General features: G+C 68.7%; 14 protein-coding genes. 5 read left to right on the forward strand and 9 right to left on the reverse strand.

All coding sequences use genetic code 11. From position 1 onward, the window contains the following. Positions 1-7: 7 nt before the first annotated feature. A complete protein-coding gene (locus tag K1Y73_RS01965; RefSeq protein ID WP_225026237.1) occupies positions 8-664 on the reverse strand; it encodes a peroxiredoxin in 657 nt (218 codons plus the stop codon). A 265-nt stretch (positions 665-929) separates the two neighbouring features. Here K1Y73_RS01965 and K1Y73_RS01970 point away from each other — a divergent pair, with 265 nt between their 5' ends. Both K1Y73_RS01970 and K1Y73_RS01975 read left to right on the forward strand, forming a co-directional pair. Further along, positions 930-2,399, forward strand: a complete 1,470-nt coding sequence (locus K1Y73_RS01970) for an aldehyde dehydrogenase family protein (RefSeq protein WP_225026238.1) — start codon at positions 930-932, stop codon at positions 2,397-2,399. A 195-nt stretch (positions 2,400-2,594) separates the two neighbouring features. Then, entirely contained in the window at positions 2,595-4,571 is a 1,977-nt protein-coding gene (locus K1Y73_RS01975; protein WP_225026239.1) for an oxidoreductase, read from the forward strand. Here the strand turns inward: K1Y73_RS01975 and K1Y73_RS01980 are convergent. Continuing rightward, positions 4,568-5,608, reverse strand: coding sequence for an NAD(P)/FAD-dependent oxidoreductase (locus K1Y73_RS01980; protein ID WP_225026240.1), 1,041 nt, complete (start codon positions 5,606-5,608; stop codon positions 4,568-4,570). The genes K1Y73_RS01975 and K1Y73_RS01980 overlap by 4 nt on opposite strands. Before the next feature lie 44 nt (positions 5,609-5,652). Between K1Y73_RS01980 and mnmD the strand changes: the two genes are divergently transcribed. After that, a complete protein-coding gene (gene mnmD / locus K1Y73_RS01985; protein WP_225026241.1) occupies positions 5,653-6,363 on the forward strand; it encodes a tRNA (5-methylaminomethyl-2-thiouridine)(34)-methyltransferase MnmD in 711 nt (236 codons plus the stop codon). On the opposite strand, the gene K1Y73_RS01990 is transcribed toward mnmD, so the two are convergent. The 4 genes from K1Y73_RS01990 to K1Y73_RS02005 all read right to left on the reverse strand — a co-directional run bounded on the left by K1Y73_RS01990 (position 6,320) and on the right by K1Y73_RS02005 (position 11,430). Next, on the reverse strand, positions 6,320-7,951 hold the full coding sequence (locus K1Y73_RS01990) for a DUF4139 domain-containing protein (protein WP_225026242.1): 1,632 nt from the start codon (positions 7,949-7,951) through the stop codon (positions 6,320-6,322). The genes mnmD and K1Y73_RS01990 overlap by 44 nt on opposite strands. Before the next feature lie 108 nt (positions 7,952-8,059). Beyond that, positions 8,060-8,887 (reverse strand): aldo/keto reductase, encoded by an 828-nt coding sequence (locus K1Y73_RS01995; protein ID WP_225026243.1) that lies wholly within the window; start codon positions 8,885-8,887, stop codon positions 8,060-8,062. 256 nt (positions 8,888-9,143) lie between these two features. After that, positions 9,144-10,166: an aspartate-semialdehyde dehydrogenase gene (locus K1Y73_RS02000; RefSeq protein WP_225026244.1), complete on the reverse strand. Its 1,023-nt coding sequence runs from the start codon at positions 10,164-10,166 to the stop codon at positions 9,144-9,146. Positions 10,167-10,254: 88 nt separating this feature from the next. After that, positions 10,255-11,430 (reverse strand): MFS transporter, encoded by a 1,176-nt coding sequence (locus K1Y73_RS02005; protein ID WP_225026245.1) that lies wholly within the window; start codon positions 11,428-11,430, stop codon positions 10,255-10,257. A gap of 119 nt (positions 11,431-11,549) precedes the next feature. Between K1Y73_RS02005 and K1Y73_RS02010 the strand changes: the two genes are divergently transcribed. Then, a complete protein-coding gene (locus tag K1Y73_RS02010; protein WP_225026246.1) occupies positions 11,550-12,608 on the forward strand; it encodes a DUF4424 family protein in 1,059 nt (352 codons plus the stop codon). 56 nt (positions 12,609-12,664) lie between these two features. On the opposite strand, the gene K1Y73_RS02015 is transcribed toward K1Y73_RS02010, so the two are convergent. Then, positions 12,665-13,936, reverse strand: a complete 1,272-nt coding sequence (locus K1Y73_RS02015; RefSeq protein WP_225026247.1) for an MFS transporter — start codon at positions 13,934-13,936, stop codon at positions 12,665-12,667. A gap of 215 nt (positions 13,937-14,151) precedes the next feature. On the opposite strand from K1Y73_RS02015, the gene K1Y73_RS02020 reads away from it, so the two are divergent. Continuing rightward, a complete protein-coding gene (locus K1Y73_RS02020; protein ID WP_225026248.1) occupies positions 14,152-14,793 on the forward strand; it encodes a LysE family translocator in 642 nt (213 codons plus the stop codon). On the opposite strand, the gene K1Y73_RS02025 is transcribed toward K1Y73_RS02020, so the two are convergent. Beyond that, positions 14,790-15,101 carry a hypothetical protein gene (locus K1Y73_RS02025; RefSeq protein ID WP_225026249.1) on the reverse strand — a complete coding sequence of 104 codons (312 nt, stop codon included), beginning with the start codon at positions 15,099-15,101 and terminating at the stop codon, positions 14,790-14,792. The two genes, K1Y73_RS02020 and K1Y73_RS02025, sit on opposite strands and share 4 nt — an antisense overlap. Further along, entirely contained in the window at positions 15,098-17,089 is a 1,992-nt protein-coding gene (malQ, locus tag K1Y73_RS02030) for a 4-alpha-glucanotransferase (protein WP_225026250.1), read from the reverse strand. The genes K1Y73_RS02025 and malQ overlap by 4 nt, the downstream gene beginning before the upstream one ends. Positions 17,090-17,095: the final 6 nt, after the last annotated feature.

Genomic DNA, 17,095 nt, shown 5'->3' on the forward strand with positions numbered 1-17,095 from the left:
TGCCGGTTCAGACCGGGCGCTTGGCGAAGCGCAGATAGGGCAGCTTGATGTCCAGCTCGCCGAACTTTTCCTTGGCCTGCTCATTGTTCAGCGACAGCGCCACGATCACGTCCTGGCCCGGAACCCAGTTGGCCGGCGTGGCGATCGGCACGCCATCGGTCGCCTGCACCGCGTCCAGCGCCCGCAGGATCTCGGCGAAGTTCCGGCCCACCGACATCGGATAGGTCATGGTCAGCCGCACCTTCTTGTCCGGCCCGATGATATAGACCGTGCGCACCGTGGCGGTGTTGGCCGGCGTGCGGCCTTCGGACGGCAGGTAATATTCGGCCGGCAGCATGTCATAGGCCTTGGCCACCGTCAGCGAGGTGTCGTCGATGATCGGGAAATCGGCCGGGCTGCCGGCGAAGGCCTCGATGTCGCGCTTCCACTTGCCGTGATCGTCGACCGAATCGACCGAAACGCCGATCACCTTGGTGTTGCGCTTGGCCCATTCCGGCGCCAGCTGCGCCACGGCGCCGAATTCGGTCGTGCAGACCGGGGTGAAATCGCGCGGATGGCTGAAGATGATCGCATAGCTGTCGCCCAGCCAGTCGTGGAACTTGATCGTTCCGGCCGTCGATTCGGCAGTGAAATCGGGGGCGATGTCATTGATGCGGATGGACATGGCAAACTCCTGTTCGGTTCCTGTCCGAAGACATAGCCCCAGAGGGAAAGAGTTTCACCCCCCCGTGCAACCAATGCGACAAAAGAGAACAAAAGACCGCCGGCCCGGATCAGAACAGAATGCCCGTCCCAAGCCGCCCGCCGGCACAATGCCGCGCCTTCCGCCGGAATGCAGCGTTTCCCGACCGCATTCCGTCGCTTGGTCGCTTGCGGCTTTGGCCGCGCCGCGACAGAATTGATCAAATTCCCCGGTTGTGGAGACGGCAATGCTGACAAAGCGCGACTTCTATATCAACGGCGCCTGGGTCGCCCCCGCCAAGGCCCGCGATTACAACGTCATCGACCCCTCGACCGAAGAGCCCTGCGCGGTCATCTCGCTGGGCGACCAGGCCGATACCGATGCCGCCGTAGCCGCCGCCAAGGCAGCCCTGCCCGGCTGGTCGGCCACGCCGCCCGCCGAACGGGCGCGGCTGGTGGCGAAGATCCTCGATCAATACGAAGCCCGGGTGCAGGAATTTGCCAAGGTCATCGCCATGGAGATGGGCGCGCCGATCGACTTCGCCCTGTCCGACCAGGCGCCCTGCCTGCCCTGGCACACCACGAATTTCCTGAAGGCCTTCGAGAAGATCGAATGGGTCCGCCCGCTGGACCCCTCGGTGCCGGCCGAAAAACCCCAGCCCGCCGTGGCGATGGAGCCGATTGGCGTCGTCGGCCTGATCACGCCCTGGAACTGGCCGGTGAACCAGGTCGCGCTGAAGGCCATTCCCGCCATGCTGGCCGGCTGCACCTGCGTCTTGAAACCCTCGGAAGAGGCGCCGCTGGATGCGATGATGTTCGCCGAATTCTGCCATGACGCGGGCATCCCCGCCGGGGTCTTCAACCTGGTGAATGGCGACGGCGCGGGCGTGGGCTCGCAACTGTCGACTCACCCGGACGTGCAGATGATCTCGTTCACCGGCTCCACCCGGGCCGGCAAGGCGATTTCCAAGGCCGCCGCCGAAACGCTGAAACGCGTGGTGCTGGAACTGGGCGGCAAGGGCGCCAACCTTGTGTTTGCCGATGCCGATGACAAGGCCGTCGAACGCTCGGTCCGCCGGATGATGGAAAACACCGGCCAGTCCTGCAACGCCCCCTCGCGCATGCTGGTGGAACGCTCGTTCTACGAAACCGCCGTGGCCAAGGCGGTGGCCGTGGCCGAATCGATCCCGGTCGGCCCGGCGCTGGAACACGGCGCCCATATCGGCCCGGTCGTGAACAAGCGGCAATGGGACCAGATCCAGGGCTATATCCAGAAGGGCATCGACGAAGGCGCGCGCCTGGCCACCGGCGGCCCCGGCCTGCCCGAAGGCTTCAACCGCGGCTTCTATGTGAAGCCCACGATCTTTGCCGATGTGAAACCCGGCATGACGATCGAGCGCGAGGAAATCTTCGGCCCGGTGATGTGCATGATCCCCTTCGACACCGAAGAGGAAGCCGTCGCCATCGCCAATGACACGCCCTATGGCCTGACCAATTACGTCCAGTCGGGCGATCCCGCCCGCTCGAACCGTCTGGCCCGCCGCCTGCAGGCCGGCATGATCGAGATGAACGGCAAGCCGCGCGGCGCCGGGTCGTTCTTCGGCGGCGTCAAACAGTCGGGCCGCGCCCGCGAAGGCGGCATCTGGGGGATCGAGGAATTCCTCGAACCCAAGGGCATCTCGGGCTACGACTTCACCGTGAAGGACGCGGCCGAATAAGCGGAAGCGCACAAGACATGCCGATTCCCGCGCCTGCGTGCGGGAATCGGTAGAGACGAAAGGAAGACGCAAGGAAGACGGCCGGAAGACTGGCGGAAGACGGAAAGCAGACGCCGAAACGACGCTTTCCGGCAAGCCTTCCTGGCCTTCGGGGCTAGCCTTTGCTGCATCGAGGCAGCTTCCCGGACCTTGCAGATGCAACACCGCCACCTCACCTCGCCCCTGCAATTGCGCGGCCATACGCTGCGCAACCGCATGGTTTTTGGGGCCCATACCAACAACATGGCCGATCAGGGCCTGCCCGGCCCCCGCCAGGGCGGCTATCTGATCGAACGCGCGCTGGGCGGTGCGGCGATGGTGGTCTGCGAACCCGTGCCCGCCCATCGCACCGGCGTCTTGACCGGCCGCAACCTGCGCCCCGAATCCGACGACATCATCGCCCCTTTCCGCCCGATCACCGCGGCGATCAAACAGGCCGGCGCGGTCGCCATCCAGCAGATCTACCATGTCGGCGCCCATGGCGATTCCGACCTGTCCTTCCAACCGCACTGGTCGCCCTCGGGCGGGCCCTCCTACCATGACAGCGACGGCAGCCACCGGATGACTGTCAACGAAATCAACGAGATCCTTGATGCCCACACCGCCGCCGCGATCCGCGCCAAAGCCTGTGGCTATGACGGGGTCGAGGTCTGGGCCGCCTACCATTCGCTCCTCGATCAGTTCTGGACCCCCTGGTCCAACACCCGCGACGACGAATGGGGCGGGTCCCTGGAAAACCGCACCCGCTTTTCCCGCAGGCTGATCGAAAACATCCGCCGCGCCTGTGGCGAAGATTTCGTCATCGGCCTTGCGATCAGCCATTCCGAGATCTTCACCGAGGTCACTCTGGGGCTAGAGGCGATGAGCGAAATCGTCGCCCTGCATGATGCGACCGGCCATGTCGATTACGTCACCGTGGGCGCCGGCAGCTATCTGGATTTCGAACGGATCATCCCGCCCTTCACCCATGCCGAAAAGCTGACAACGCCGCTGACGGCGGCGCTGAAAGCGGTTGTTAAGCATGCGAAGATAACCTCGGAAGCCGGCATTCGAACACCCGACAATGCCGAGACGATCCTGTCGGCGGGCGAGGCCGATCTGGTCAGCATCGTGCGCGGCCAGATCGCCGATCCGCATCTGGCGCGCAAGGTGATGGAGGGGCGGGCCGAAGACATCCGTGGCTGCATCTCGTGCAACCAGATGTGCTGGGGCCGGCGCTCGCGCGATTACTGGATTTCCTGCCTGATCAATCCCAGCGCGGGGCGCGAATTCGAATGGGGCGGCGACCGCTTCACGCCATCACCGAACAAACGTTCGGTTTTGGTCGTGGGCGCCGGCCCGGCCGGTCTGGAAGCCGCCCGCGCCGCCGCCGAACGCGGCCATAGGGTCGAGCTTGTCGAGGCGCTGCCGGTGATCGGCGGCCAGTTTCGGCTCGCCGGCCAGCAACCGCGCCGGGCGCAGATTCTGGACCTGATCGAGTGGTATGAACGCCAGTTCACAAACCTTGGGGTAACCCTGCGGCTGAACACGTTCCTGGATGAAGACGAGATCGCCGCCCATCCGGCCGATGTCATGGTCCTCGCCACCGGATCGCTGCCGGACGAGGCGGGTTTCCAGCGCTGGCTGCCCGGAGAGGCGAGTTTGCCGGGGCTGGAAAACGGCCATGTCCACAGCCCCGAAGCGGTGCTGCGGCGTGAGGTGCGGCCGGGCAGCGCGGTGATCCTGTATGACGAGGGCTCGAACTGGCGGGGCGTGGGCACGGCCTGGTTTCTGGCCGAACAGGGCCATCAGGTCACCATCGTCACGCCGCAAGCCTATGTCGGACAAGAGATTTCCCGAACCGCCGCCGATGGCGCCGCCCGGCGTGCGCTGGCGCAGAAGGGCGCGCGCTTCGTGACCGAAAGCCTGATCGCGCGCTGGCATGGCAATGGCGCCACGGTGCGCAGCCTGCTGACCGGCGCGGAGCAGCTGATCCCGGCCTCGGCCCTGATCATGTCGACCACGAACCGCAGTTTTGATCCCTGGCCCGAGACCTTTCCCGGCAAGGACACCCATCGCATCGGCGACTGCGCGGCCCCCCGCCTTGCGGCCTATGCCTTCCATGAGGGCCGCAAACTGGCGCTGTCGCTTTAGCCCAGCAGCGCCTCGACCGAGAAGCGGTCGGGAATATCAAAATTGCCGTTCAGGATCAGATCAGCCATGCCTTCGGCCGCCTTCGGCGCCAGGCCGAAGCCGATCTTGAAGCCGCCATTCGCGACGAAATGCCCGGGCCGCCCTGGCCATGCGCCCAGAACCGGCCCCCGGCTTTTCGCCCTAGGCCGCACGCCCGCCCAGCGTTCCAGCACGGGTGCTGCGGCCAGGGCCGGCATCACCGCCCGCGCCCGCGCCACCAGCGCCTCGGCCTGCTCGTCGGGCCCCGCGACCTGCCAGTCCGTCTCGGAGGTCGAGCCGATCGCCACCGTCCCGTCACCATGCGGCACGACATGCAGACCGCCGGCATAGATCTGCGGCAGCGCCGCCGCGTCATGGCGCAGCAGCACCGCCTGCCCCTTGACCCCCGCGCCCAGCTTGCGCCCGAAATCCGCCGACAGATCGGCCAGCCCCGCCGCCCCGGTGGCATGCACGACGGCCCCGTCCTCGGGCGCATCGCCGATCACGATCTCGGCCCCCGCCGCCCGCAAAGCCGCCACCAGCGCCGCCCCCGCCGCGCGCGGCGACAGGCGCGCGGTCAGCGTGTCCTCGACCAACAGCCCGGTGGGCGAGGCGGGCTCCCACGCGGCCCCGGCCGCCGCGACCACCCGCCATTCGGCCCGGCCCTGCCACAGATCGCGCGCCGCATCTGCCCGCTGCCGCGCCGCCGCCACCGCTGCCGCATCGGCCAGCGGCTGCAACCGGCCCGAGCGGCGATACAGCGGATCGACCCCGCCCGCCGCCGCCACCGCGCCCCACCAGGCCTCGGCCATCAGCAGGCTGTCCAGCTGAAACGCCTTCAGCGCATTCCAGCCCTCGGGCGCGAAGGGCGCCAGCGCCCCCACCAGCCCGCCCGAGGCCCCGGCGCCGATCCGCGCCGTCTCGATCAGCCGCACCCGCGCGCCGCGCCGCGCGCAGGCCCAGGCCACCGCCAGGCCAAAGATCCCGCCGCCCCGCACCGTCACATCGACGCTTGCCATCGCAGTCTCCCTGGCCCAGATGATCCGGGTCAGGGGATAGGACGATGACCGACAGCCTACAACCGGAACTCGACTGGAAGGACGGCGCGATCCCGGTCGCCCGCGCCTTCGACGACCCGTATTTCTCGCTGGCGGGCGGGCTGGACGAGACGCGGCATGTCTTCCTGGCCGGCAATGGCCTGCCCGACAGGCTGCGGGACGGGTTCCATGTTGCCGAACTGGGCTTCGGCACCGGGCTGAACCTGCTGGCCCTGGCGCTGGCCTGGCAGGCGATGGGCGCACCCGGCACGCTGCACTTCACCACATTCGAGGCCTTCCCGATGGCCGCGCCCGACATGGCGCGCGCGCTGGCGGCCTTCCCCGAGGCTGCGGCCATCGCCGCGCCGCTGATCGCCGCCCGCGCCAAAGGCGCCACCGAGATTGCCCTGCCGGGCCTGCAGGTCGCGCTGATCCTGGGCGATGTGCGCGACACGCTGCCGCGCTGGCCGGGCCGCGCCGATGCCTGGTTCCTGGATGGGTTCTCGCCGGCGAAGAACCCCGAAATGTGGGGTGAAGACCTGATGTCCCAGGTCGCCCGCCACACCGCACCCGAGGGCACATTCGCCACCTATACCGCCGCCGGCCATGTCCGCCGCGCGCTGGCCGCGGCGGGGTTTCAGGTCGCCCGCCAGCCCGGTTTCGCAGGCAAGCGGCACATGTCGGCCGGGCGCCTTATTGCAGCACCATCCCCTCGGGCCAGCGCATCCGGTAGCTGAGGCTGATCTCGCGCTTTTCGCCCGCCGCAAGATCGAAATCCCATTGCTGAATGCCGCGCTGGCCATCGACATCCTGCACCGTGGGCGCGGGATCGGCGCTGAGCGTGATCGTCAGATCCGACTGTTCCGAATAGGGAATCTGGTCATAGACCCGCACCGGCCAGCTTTCGCTGCCCAGGTTTTCCAGCTTCAGCACCGCCGTTTCGCTGGCCTCGTTCGAGGTCGACAGGAAGCCCGTCTGCCCCGAATCCCGCTGCGGCATGTCGCGGCTGATCCGCAGCGTTTCCAGCGCACCGAAGGGCAGGTCGGCCTCGGCCCCGGGGGCGATCAGATCCAGATACTGGCTGCCCACCAACACGCCTTCGCGGAAGATCAGCGCCTCGCCCGGCAGCAGGGGCTCGTCGCCCGGATTGACGAATTCCGCCATCACGAAGGCCGAGCGGTCCCAGCGCGGCACCGCCTTGGCATAGACCACCGGCGCGGTCTCGATCCGGTCCAGCGGCAGGCGCAGATCCTCGACCCCCGAGGCGATGTCGACCGTGCCCGGATAGGGATAGACGACCGTATCGCCTTCGATCGCGGCCGTGGCGGTGACCGGGGCGGGCACCATGGCCGGCTCCACCTCCATCATCGCCCCGCCGCCCGGCATCGCTTCGGTGACGCGGGCGTAATCTTCCGAGCTGGGTTCCGGCCCGATCCGCCGCAGGTCGGGCCACAGCGCCGAGGGCGCGGCCTGATCGGCCGGGCGCGAGGTTGACAGGGTCAGCGCGACGCCGGCCCAGTCTTCGCCCGTGTCCTGGCTGACCATGACCGCGCGGTCGATGGCCAGATGGTTGCCGCCCGCGCGGGTCAGGTTCAGGTCATAGACCGGCCGCCAGCCGGCGCCATCGACGTAATGGGTGATGGTGATCTTGCCGGGCCCGGCTTCGGCCGTGTCCACCGCCACCGACAAAGCGGTATAGGCGCTGTCGCCCGCCGGCAGCGCGTCATAGGCGGCCTGCGCCTCGGCCCGGGCCTTCTGCGCCTGCTCCAGCGCGTCCTGCGCGGCCCAGAGGTCCGCCTTGGCCCGCGCCGCCGCTTCGGCCGCCGCCAGGGTTTCGCGGCCCACCATCTCGGCCATGGCCTTCAGGCTTTCGGGCGTGGCGCTGTCGGGCAGCGTGCCGCTGAACGAGGTCAGGAAGGCCGCGCTGGCATTGGCGGCGGTGATCCGCGCCTGCACCGCCTCGACCGCGGCAAGGGCGCTGCGTTCGGCCGCCTTGGCCGCATCCAGCGCGGTCTTCGCGGCCTCCTGCTCGGGCGTCAACGCCTCGGGCCGCGGCGGCAAGCGGTCCGAGCGCAGCGAGAAGGCGCCGAAGCTGATCCCCGCGCTGCCCGACAGCTGCATCAGCCGGGTTTCCGTGCCGCCGGGCAGGTCGGTGACCAACAGGTCATGCGCCCCGGCACTGGCGGTGGTGAAGTCGACCTCGCGGGTGATCTTCGCCCCGTCGGGATAGACCGTCACGGCGGTGATGCGGCTTTCGGCCGGGATCGTCTCGGCCAGGGCCGGCAAGGCGGTGGTGGCAAGAAGAAGGGCAAGAAGACGGCGCATGACAGGACCTCGGGTCACGGAAGGACGCCCCATCATGCGCCCGAACGCCCGGGCCGCAAGGCCGGAATCCCGGTCCCAAGCCCGGCGCCCCGGCCTGCGTCGCGCCGATCAGACGATCTCGAATGTATCGGGATCGGGGCCGCAGCGCTGGCCCTCATCCAAAGCGGCGATCGCCGCCATTTCGGCCTCGGTCAGGGCGAAGTCGAACAGCGCCAGGTTCTCGGCCAGCCCCGCCGCCCGGGTCGAGCGCGGAATGACCGCGGCGCCGATCTGCAGATGCCAGCGCAGGATCACCTGAGCCGGGCTTTTGCCGCAGCGCGCCGCGGCGGCGGCGATGGGTGCTGCGGCAAAGCTTTTGCCCTGGCCCAGCGGCGTCCAGCTTTGGGTGACGATGCCCTGCGCGGCATGGAAGGCGCGCAGGCCGGGCTGCTGCAGCCGCGGATTGACCTCGACCTGGTTCACCGCCGGCACCACGCCCGTCTCGCCGATCAGGCGCTGCAGATGCGGCTGGTGGAAATTCGACACGCCGATCGACCGGCACAGCCCCTCGTCCCGGGCCTTGATCAGCGCGCGCCAGGTTTCAAGGTAAAGGTCGCGGGCGGGCGTGGGCCAGTGGATCAGGATCAGATCGACCCAGGGCAGGCCCAGCCGGTCCAGACTGTCGCGCACCGCCTTCAGCGTGCGGTCATAGCCCTGTTCGCTGTTCCAGACCTTGGTGGTGACGAAGATCTTCTCGCGCGCGATGCCGCTGGCACGGATGCCTTCGCCCTGGCCGATCTCATTGCCATAGATCGCGGCCCCGTCGACCAGCGGATAGCCCAGCCGCAGCGCCGTGGCGGTGACCTCGGCCGTCTGCGCCGCCGGCACCTGCCAAAGGCCGAAGCCCAGTTGCGGAAGGCTGTGGCCGTCATTCAGGGCAAGGGTGGGAAGGGTCATGGGCGGGGCCTTTCGCTGTGCTTTGGCGCAGGAAAGACCGGGCGGCGGCCGGGCGCAAGGCGAAACTCAGCGCGGGGAAAGGGCCTGCCGGGCAAGGCCGGGGCGCGGATGGCCGGGAAAGCCCGCGCCAAAGCGGCGCCGGGCGTTTCGTCCCGGTCGCGGCACAGCGCGGTGAAACGCTGCCAAAGCGCATCGTCGCAATGAAAAAGGGTCTCGGCCATGGCCGAGACCCTTGCAGGACAGGGTTAAGAAACCCTTAGCCCTTTTTCAGCACCCGCTGGCCCAGCAGCTCGGCGATCTGCACCGCGTTCAGCGCCGCGCCCTTGCGCAGGTTGTCGCTGACGCACCACAGGTTCAGCCCGTTCTCGACGGTCGAATCCTGCCGCACGCGGCTGATATAGGTCGCATATTCGCCCACGCATTCGACCGGGGTGACATAGCCGCCCGGCTCGCGCTTATCGACCAGCATCACGCCCGGCGCCTCGCGCAGGATGTCCTGCGCTTCCTGCCAATCCAGGAAGTCTTCGGTCTCGATGTTCACCGATTCCGAATGGCCGACGAAAACCGGCACCCGCACGCAGGTGGCCGTGACCTTGATCTTGGGATCCAGGATCTTCTTGGTCTCGGCGACCATCTTCCATTCTTCCTTGGTCTCGCCCGAGTCCAGGAACACGTCGATATGCGGGATCACGTTGAAGGCGATCTGCTTGGTGAACTTCTTCGGCGGAACGTCATCGACCGGGTTGTAGATCGCCTTGGTCTGGTTCCACAGCTCGTCCATGCCTTCCTTGCCGGCGCCCGAGACCGACTGGTAGGTCGACACGACCACCCGCTTGATCTTCGCCCGGTCATGGATCGGCTTCAGCGCCACCACCATCTGCGCGGTCGAGCAGTTGGGATTGGCGATGATGTTGCGCTTGGCATAGCCCATGATCGCATCGGCATTCACTTCCGGCACGATCAGCGGGATCTCGGGGTCGTAGCGATAAAGCGACGAGTTGTCGATCACGACACAGCCCGCGGCGGCGGCCTTGGGCGCATAAAGTTTCGTCGCGTCCGAGCCCACCGCGAACAGCGCGATGTCCCAGCCAGTGAAATCGAACGTGTCGAGGTCCTTGGTCTTGAGAGTCTTGTCGCCGAAGCTGACTTCGGTGCCCAGAGATTTTCGCGACGCCAGCGCAGCGATCTCATCGACCGGGAACTCGCGCTCGGCGAGGATGTTCAGCATTTCGCGGCCCACGTTGCCCGTGGCACCCGCGACGACGACCTTATAGCCCATCGGGGTCCTCCAAATCGTCCCCGACCATGGGGACGCGGCCCCTTAGCGCAAAGGAACCCCCGGGGGAAGGCGGAAAAGGGGGCGCGGCTCAGCCGCGGCGATCCTGTGACATAAGATATGCGCCCAGACCCAGCGCCACGGCCAGCGCGATGAACAGGAACACCGCCCGGAACGGGGCGGCGGGATCGGCGGCCGAGGCGGCGGTCGTGGCATGGATCCGTCCCGACACCTCTTGCAGAAGCCCGGTCGAAGCGATGCCGAACAGGTTGACCAGCGTCACCCCGCGCCCGACCAGATGGTTCGGGAAGAAGGCGCGGGCATGGGCGATGACCAGCGGGAAGGTGGATCCGAAAAAGCCCACGCCGATCAGGAAGCCCAGGGACAGCAGATCCGATTGCGCCGGCCACAGCGCCAGGCCCAGAAGGCACAGGAACATCAGCAGATTGCCGGGAAAGATCACCCATTTCAGCGTGCCGAACCAGCGGTCCAGCGGCCCATAGGCAAAGCTGCCCGCCACCATGGCCAGCCCCATCCACAGGCCGGCCTGGCCGATCTCGGGCCGGCTGTAGTGCCAGACATCGCCGAAATAGGGGCCCAGCCACAGGCCCCGCAGCCCCGCCGCCGGGGCATAGCAGACAAACATCATCGCCAGGATCGGCCAAAGCGCCGGATTGGCCAGCAAAGACAGCACCGATCCGCCCTGCCCCAGCGGCACCCTGACCGGATCGCGCACCCACAGCCCCACGGCAACCCCGATCGCCGCCGTCAGCCCCGCCAGCGCCCAGACCGTCTCGCGCCAGCCGAAGGCCTCCGCCGCGGCGGTCAGCGGCAGCGAGGCGGCGATGTTGCCCAGCGATCCGATGCCGATCGTCGCCGCCGCCAGCGTGGCGAAGGCCGCGGCCGAAAACTCGCGCGCGAAGATGTAATAGCTGGCCATCAACACCGGCGAACAGCCCACCCCGATCAGCGCCATGGCCAGGATCAGCATCTGCGGCGATCCGGCCGAGGCGAAAATCGCCGCCCCCGCCGCGCCGACCATCAGGCAGGCCGAGGCGGTCAGCCGCGGGCCGAACCGGTCAAGCGCCACGCCCACCGGCAGTTGCATCGCGGCAAAGGCCAGGAACCAGGCGCCCGAGGCACTGGCCAGCTGCGCCTTCGTGGCGCCCAGATCGGTTTCCAGCACCGGGGTCAGCACCGCCAGGAAGGCCCGATAGAATTGCGACAGCACATAGCTGAACACCAGGCAAGCGATGCCTGCGCGCATGACCTTCTCCTCCTCCGCCCTCTCGGACTTCATGGCAGGGCCGGCTGGGCCCCGCAAGAGCCTTGCGCCCGCCCCGGCCCCTGCGTCAGATGGGCCTGCCTTGTCCCGCCGGAGGTTTCATGCGCGCCCTTGTTCTGACCCTTTCGCTTGGCCTGCTTCCCCTTGCCCCTGCCGCCCGCGCCAATGATGGCTGGGGCGGACTGTCGGCCACGGGCCTGACCTTCGGCCAGACCGATGCCATCGCCATGCAGGAGGAAGACCTGTTCATCGGCACCGACCGGATCGCGGTCGATTACCTGTTCCGCAACCTGACCGATCAGGACGTGACCGGCGAGGTGATCTTCCCGCTGCCGCCGATCGGCGTCTGGTCGATGATGGAAGCGATGTGGAACCTGCCCGAGGATCTGACCCGCGACAATCTGGTGAATTTCCAGGCCAGCGTCGATGGCGTGCCGGTGGCGGTGAAGATCGACCGCATCGCCGTGATCGAGCCGGAATGGCAAGAGAACCGGCCGCTGAACGAACAGTATGACACGCCCGGCCGCGACGTGACCGCCGAGCTGGCGCGCTTCGGCCTGCCGCTGACGCTGGATTTCCAGGCGGTCAGCGCGGCCCTTCTGGCGCTGTCGCCCGCCGATCAGGCCGCCGCCAAGGCTGCCGGCCTTGCCGATTATTACGAAGGCTATCCGACCCAGGGCGTCCCGCCCGAGGCCTTTCCGCTGTGGTCCATCGTCTATCGCTATCACTGGACCCAGACCTTCCCGGCCGGGGCCGAGCTGCGGGTGCATCACGATTACGAAAACCGCCCCTCGGGCGGGGTGTTCTATTATGCGGATCCGCCGGAAGAGTATCAGCAATATCTGGTCGACCAGTATTGCATCGACAAGGGCACCGCCAAGGCCATCGTCACCGCGCTGGACCGGCCGGGCGAAGACGAATACGGCCATTACGGCACGGCCCTGAACATCCAATACGTCCTGCGCACCGCCAACAGCTGGGCCGGCCCGATCGGCAAGTTCCGCCTGACGCTGGACAAGGGCACGCCCGAGAACGTGATCTCGCTGTGCATGGACGGGGTGACGAAGACCGGACCCACGCGGTTTGTGGTCGAGAAGACGGATTTCAGCCCCGACCGCGATCTGGAGATCCTGGTCGTCCAGCCGATGCAAGACCAGTAGCGCCGGGGGCCCCGCCCCCCGCGTCTGGCCGCCCCCGCGGCTGCCCTCCTGAGGGGTCAGGCCGCGCGCGGCACCGGACCCGGCACCGGCATCACCCGCTCGCGGATCGGCAGATGCACCAGCGCCGAAAAGGCGCCGACGCCGACGCCGATCCACCAGACCAGCGTATAGCTGCCGTTCAGGTCATACATCTTGCCGCCCAGCCAGACGCCCAGGAAGCCGCCGATCTGGTGGCTGAGGAACACGAAGCCATACAGCGTGCCCATGTAGCGCAGCCCGTAGATATGCGCGACCAGCCCCGAGGTCAGCGGCACGGTGGCCAGCCACAGCGCCCCCATCACCGCCGAGAAGACCAGAACCGAGGTGGGCGTGATCGGCAGCAGGATGAACACCGCCGCGGCCAGGGTGCGCGCGACATAGATCCCGGCCAGCAGGTATTTCTTCGTATAGCGCTTGCCCAGCCAGCCCGCCGTGATCGTGCCCACGATGTTGAACAGCCCGATCACCGCGATCGACACCGCCCCCAGCGCCGAGGATGTGGTGATCCCCATCGCCGCCAGCATCCCGTTCGGCGCCGGCGCGCCGCACAGCTCGGTCACGAAGGCCGGGAAATGCGCGGTGATGAAGGCCAGCTGATAGCCGCATGAGAAGAAGCCCAGGAAGATCAGGCTGAAAGACGGGTCCTTGAAGGCCCGCACCAGCACCGTGCCCAGGGTTTCTTCCAGCTCGGCCCGGCTGGCGACATGCGGCGAGCGGATGAACGGCAGCGCGAACAGCGTCAGCAGGATCACCGCGGCGAAGACCAGAAAGACCGTGTGCCAGGTGTAGAATTGCAGCAGAAACTCGGCCGTCGGCGCGCCGAAGACCTGCCCGGCCGAGCCGGCGGCGGTGCCGATCCCCAGCGCCATCGACCGATGCTCGGGTGCGGCCGCCCGGCCGACAATCGCCAGGATCACGCCAAAGCCGGTGCCGGCGATGCCGAAGCCCACCAGGATCGCCAGGGTCTGGTGCTGCCAGGGCTCGTAGGCATAGGCCGACAGGACCAGGCCCAGCGCATAAAGCAGGGCCCCGCCGATGATCGCCCGCCGGTCGCCGAACCGCTCGGCCACCGCGCCGAACAGCGGCTGGCCGATGCCCCAGGCCAGGTTCTGGATCGCGATGGCCAGCGAGAATTCGCTGCGCGCCCAGCCGAATTCCTGCGCCACCGGGATCTGGAACACCCCGAACGAGGCGCGGATCGCGAAGCCGATCATCAGGATCACCGAGCCGGCGATCAGCACGGGCGTGATCAGCGGGGCACGGGCGGGGGAGGCGGGATATGACGACATGGGGGCTCCTGGCGGCGCGGGCCGGGTCGCAAACGGGGGCTTCGGGCGCGCGGAGACGCAAGGTGCCGCCGCATTGCGGCAAGGTCAAATGCTGAATTGTGATGCAGACAATCACGCGCGCGCATCGCCGGGGCCGGGATCAGGCCCCGGCGATGCGGCGCAGGCTTGCCAGATGGCGCCAGAGGGCAAAGGAAGGGGGCAAAGGGGGATCCGACATGCTGGAGCTTTCCGTCCTGGGCGCGGCACTGGGCGCGGGCATGGTCTATGTGCTGGTGCCCGGGCCTGCGACGCTGGCCACGCTGTCGCTTTCGGCCGGGCGCGGGCGCGGGGCGGCGCTGCGGTTTCTGGCCGCGCATCTGGTCGGAGACCTTTGCTGGACCTGCCTGGCGCTCGCGGCGCTTCTGGGCCTGTCGCGTCTGGGGCCGGGGTTGTTCGACCTCTTGGGCCTGGCCTGCGGCGCCTATCTGATCTGGCTGGGCCTGCGCGCCCTGCGCCCCCGTTCCCCCCAGGATCAGGCGCCGGCGGCCGTGGTCAGCAACCCCTGGCGGGCCGGGCTGGCCTTCGGCCTGTCGAACCCCAAGGCCTATCCTTTCGCCCTGGCGATGCTGACCGCGGTTCTGGGCCCGCATGCCGCGGGCCTTGGCCCGGCCGAGGCGGCGCAGCTGCTGGCCGCCTGCGGCCTGGGCTTCTGTCTGGCCGATCTGATCGTGGTGTTCTGGACCGGGCTTGCGCCGATCCGCCAGCTTTACCGCCGCCATGCCCGGCTGATCGGCCGCGCCATGGGCCTGGTTTTCATCGCCTTCGGGCTGAAGGCCGGCCATGACGCGATCCAGTCGCTGCGCGGCCGCGCCGGTTAGCGTTGCTGCTTTTCCGCCTGCACCCGGCGCCGCGCCTCTTTGCCGCCGCGAAGAACATGCCCCCGCGTCGCCAGCACCGCCTTCACCTCGGCCATGGCCTGCTTCCAGTCGGCGCTGTCCTTGAAGGCGATCCCGCCCGCTTCCGTTGCAAGGGCCGCTTCCTCGTCGCTCCAGTCGCTGGCAGCAAGACTGTCATGCAGCGCCCGAAGCGCGCGCAGCCGGGCCAGAAGCGCCCGGGTCGGCAGGCCGACCAGCGCCTCGGCCGTCATCGGCGCGACCCGGCGCCGCCCGCGCCCCGCCGCGCTCATCCGCCTGCCTTGCGCGTCTGATCCAGCACGGCGATGCGCTGCGCGGTGGCGGGGTCTTCCAGCAGATCCACCAGCGGTGCATCCAGCCTGCGGCGCCAGTTCGGGTGTTCGGTGATCGTGCCGGGCAGGTTCGGCTGTTCGGGCAGCGCGAGAATGTCCTCTAGCGGCGCCAAAGCCAGGCGCGATCCGGTGCGGCCGATATGGCGCAGCGCCGCTTCGACCACGGGCGCCGTGTCTTCGGGCGCGGGGCGCGGATCGGGCATGCCGAAGGTCGACCACAACAGCCCGCGATCCCAGGCCCGGCGCGAGTCTTCGTCGGCCCGGCTGGCGCCCGGCGGCAGCCGGCCCAGCCGGTCGGCCCAGTCCAGATCGCGGCCCGACCACCAGCCCGCCACCGTCGCCGTGTCATGCGTGCCGGTCATCGCCACCGTGTCGGCCGGGTAATCCTGCGGCCCGATAAAGCCGTGATCGGCCGCGCGTTCGAACCACAGGACGCGCATGCCCGGCATGCCGCGTGCCGCGATCGCCTCGGAAAAGCCGAAGGGCTTTGTCCCCAGATCCTCGGCCACGATCAGCGCGCCGGCGCGATGGGATTCCAGCGCGCAAAGCCGCATCAGATCGTCGAACGGATAGGCCAGATAGGCGCCTTCGCGCGACTCCAGCCCCTCGGGCACGATCCACAGCCGCGCCAGCCCGAACGCATGGTCGATCCGCAACCCGCCCGCCCGCGACAGGGCCGCGCGCAGCATGGCGATGAAGGGCGCAAAGCCGGTCTGGCGCAGCCCCTGCGGCGAGAAGGAGGTGAGTTGCCAGTTCTGCCCCAGGGGCCCCAAGGGATCGGGCGGGGCGCCGATGGTCAGGCCCTGCAGCAGCGCGCCGCGCATCGCCCAGCTGTCCGAGCCGCCGGTATGCACCCCCACCGCCAGATCGGCCAGAAGCCCGATCTTCATCCCCGCCCCGCGCGCCCGCGCCTGCACCGCGCCCAGGCTTTGCCGCGCCAGCCATTGGGTGAACAGATGAAACGCGACGTCCTCGGCATTCTCGCGCGCGAAGGCCTGCGCCGCCGCGCCCTCGGGGTCATGGAAGGCGGCAGGCCAGGCCTGCCAGCCCTCGGCGCCCTGTGCCCGGAACCGGCAATCCAGCGCGTCGAAAAGCGCATGGCGCACCAGCGCCGGCCCCTCGGCCGCATTATCCGCCGCGATCCGCTGGTGCAGCTCGGGCGACAGCCCGGCAAAGACCGCCCGCAGATCGGCCTGCCGCTGGGGCATCGCGCCGGGCCAGTCGATCAGCCCGCCGCCCGCCCGCTCGGGCAGGGGTGGCAGGCCCAGCAGCGCCGGATCGCCCATGGCGGCGTTGAAGAAGGTGCGGCTGGACGGCGAATAGGGGCTGAACCCCTGGCCCCAGCCGGGAAACAGCGCATGCACCGGGTTGATCATCACCGCATCCGCCCCGCGCGCGGCGAAAAGCCCGACCGTCTCGGCCAAGGCGCCGAAATCGCCAAAGGCGCTGGCGCGGGCCCCGCGCAGGGCCGGGATCTGCACCGAGGGCCCCCAGAACCTGCCCGGCCCGAAATGATCAAAGCCGGTAAAGCGCGGCGGAGCGACCGCCAGGGTCACCGCATCCTGACCCAGCGACAGCGTGTAATAGCCCGGCCGGTCCAGCGCCGGCAGCGCGCCATCCTGCAACGCCAGCCGCTGGCTTTGCCCGTCTTCGCCGGTGATCTCGGCGGTCTTGCGCCGCCCGACCAGCCGGGCCGGCAGGGGCTGCGGCTGCCCGGCCTCGGCGGTGATCAGCTTTGGCAGCGCCTGGGCTTCGGCCGCCACCCGCGCCAGGCTGCGCCGGATCGCGGCGGCGTCGGCCGCCTCATAGCCCAGCGCGCCCGCGATCTGGGCCAGCCGCTCCTCGGACAGGGTGAACGCAGTCCCCATCAGATCGCGCCAGCCCAGCGAAAGACCAAGAGCCTGCGCAAGCGTCTGAATCTCGGTCACGGCCGC

Origin of the sequence: Xinfangfangia pollutisoli, assembly GCF_020179405.1 — a bacterium.
Lineage (GTDB): Bacteria > Pseudomonadota > Alphaproteobacteria > Rhodobacterales > Rhodobacteraceae > Pseudogemmobacter > Pseudogemmobacter pollutisoli.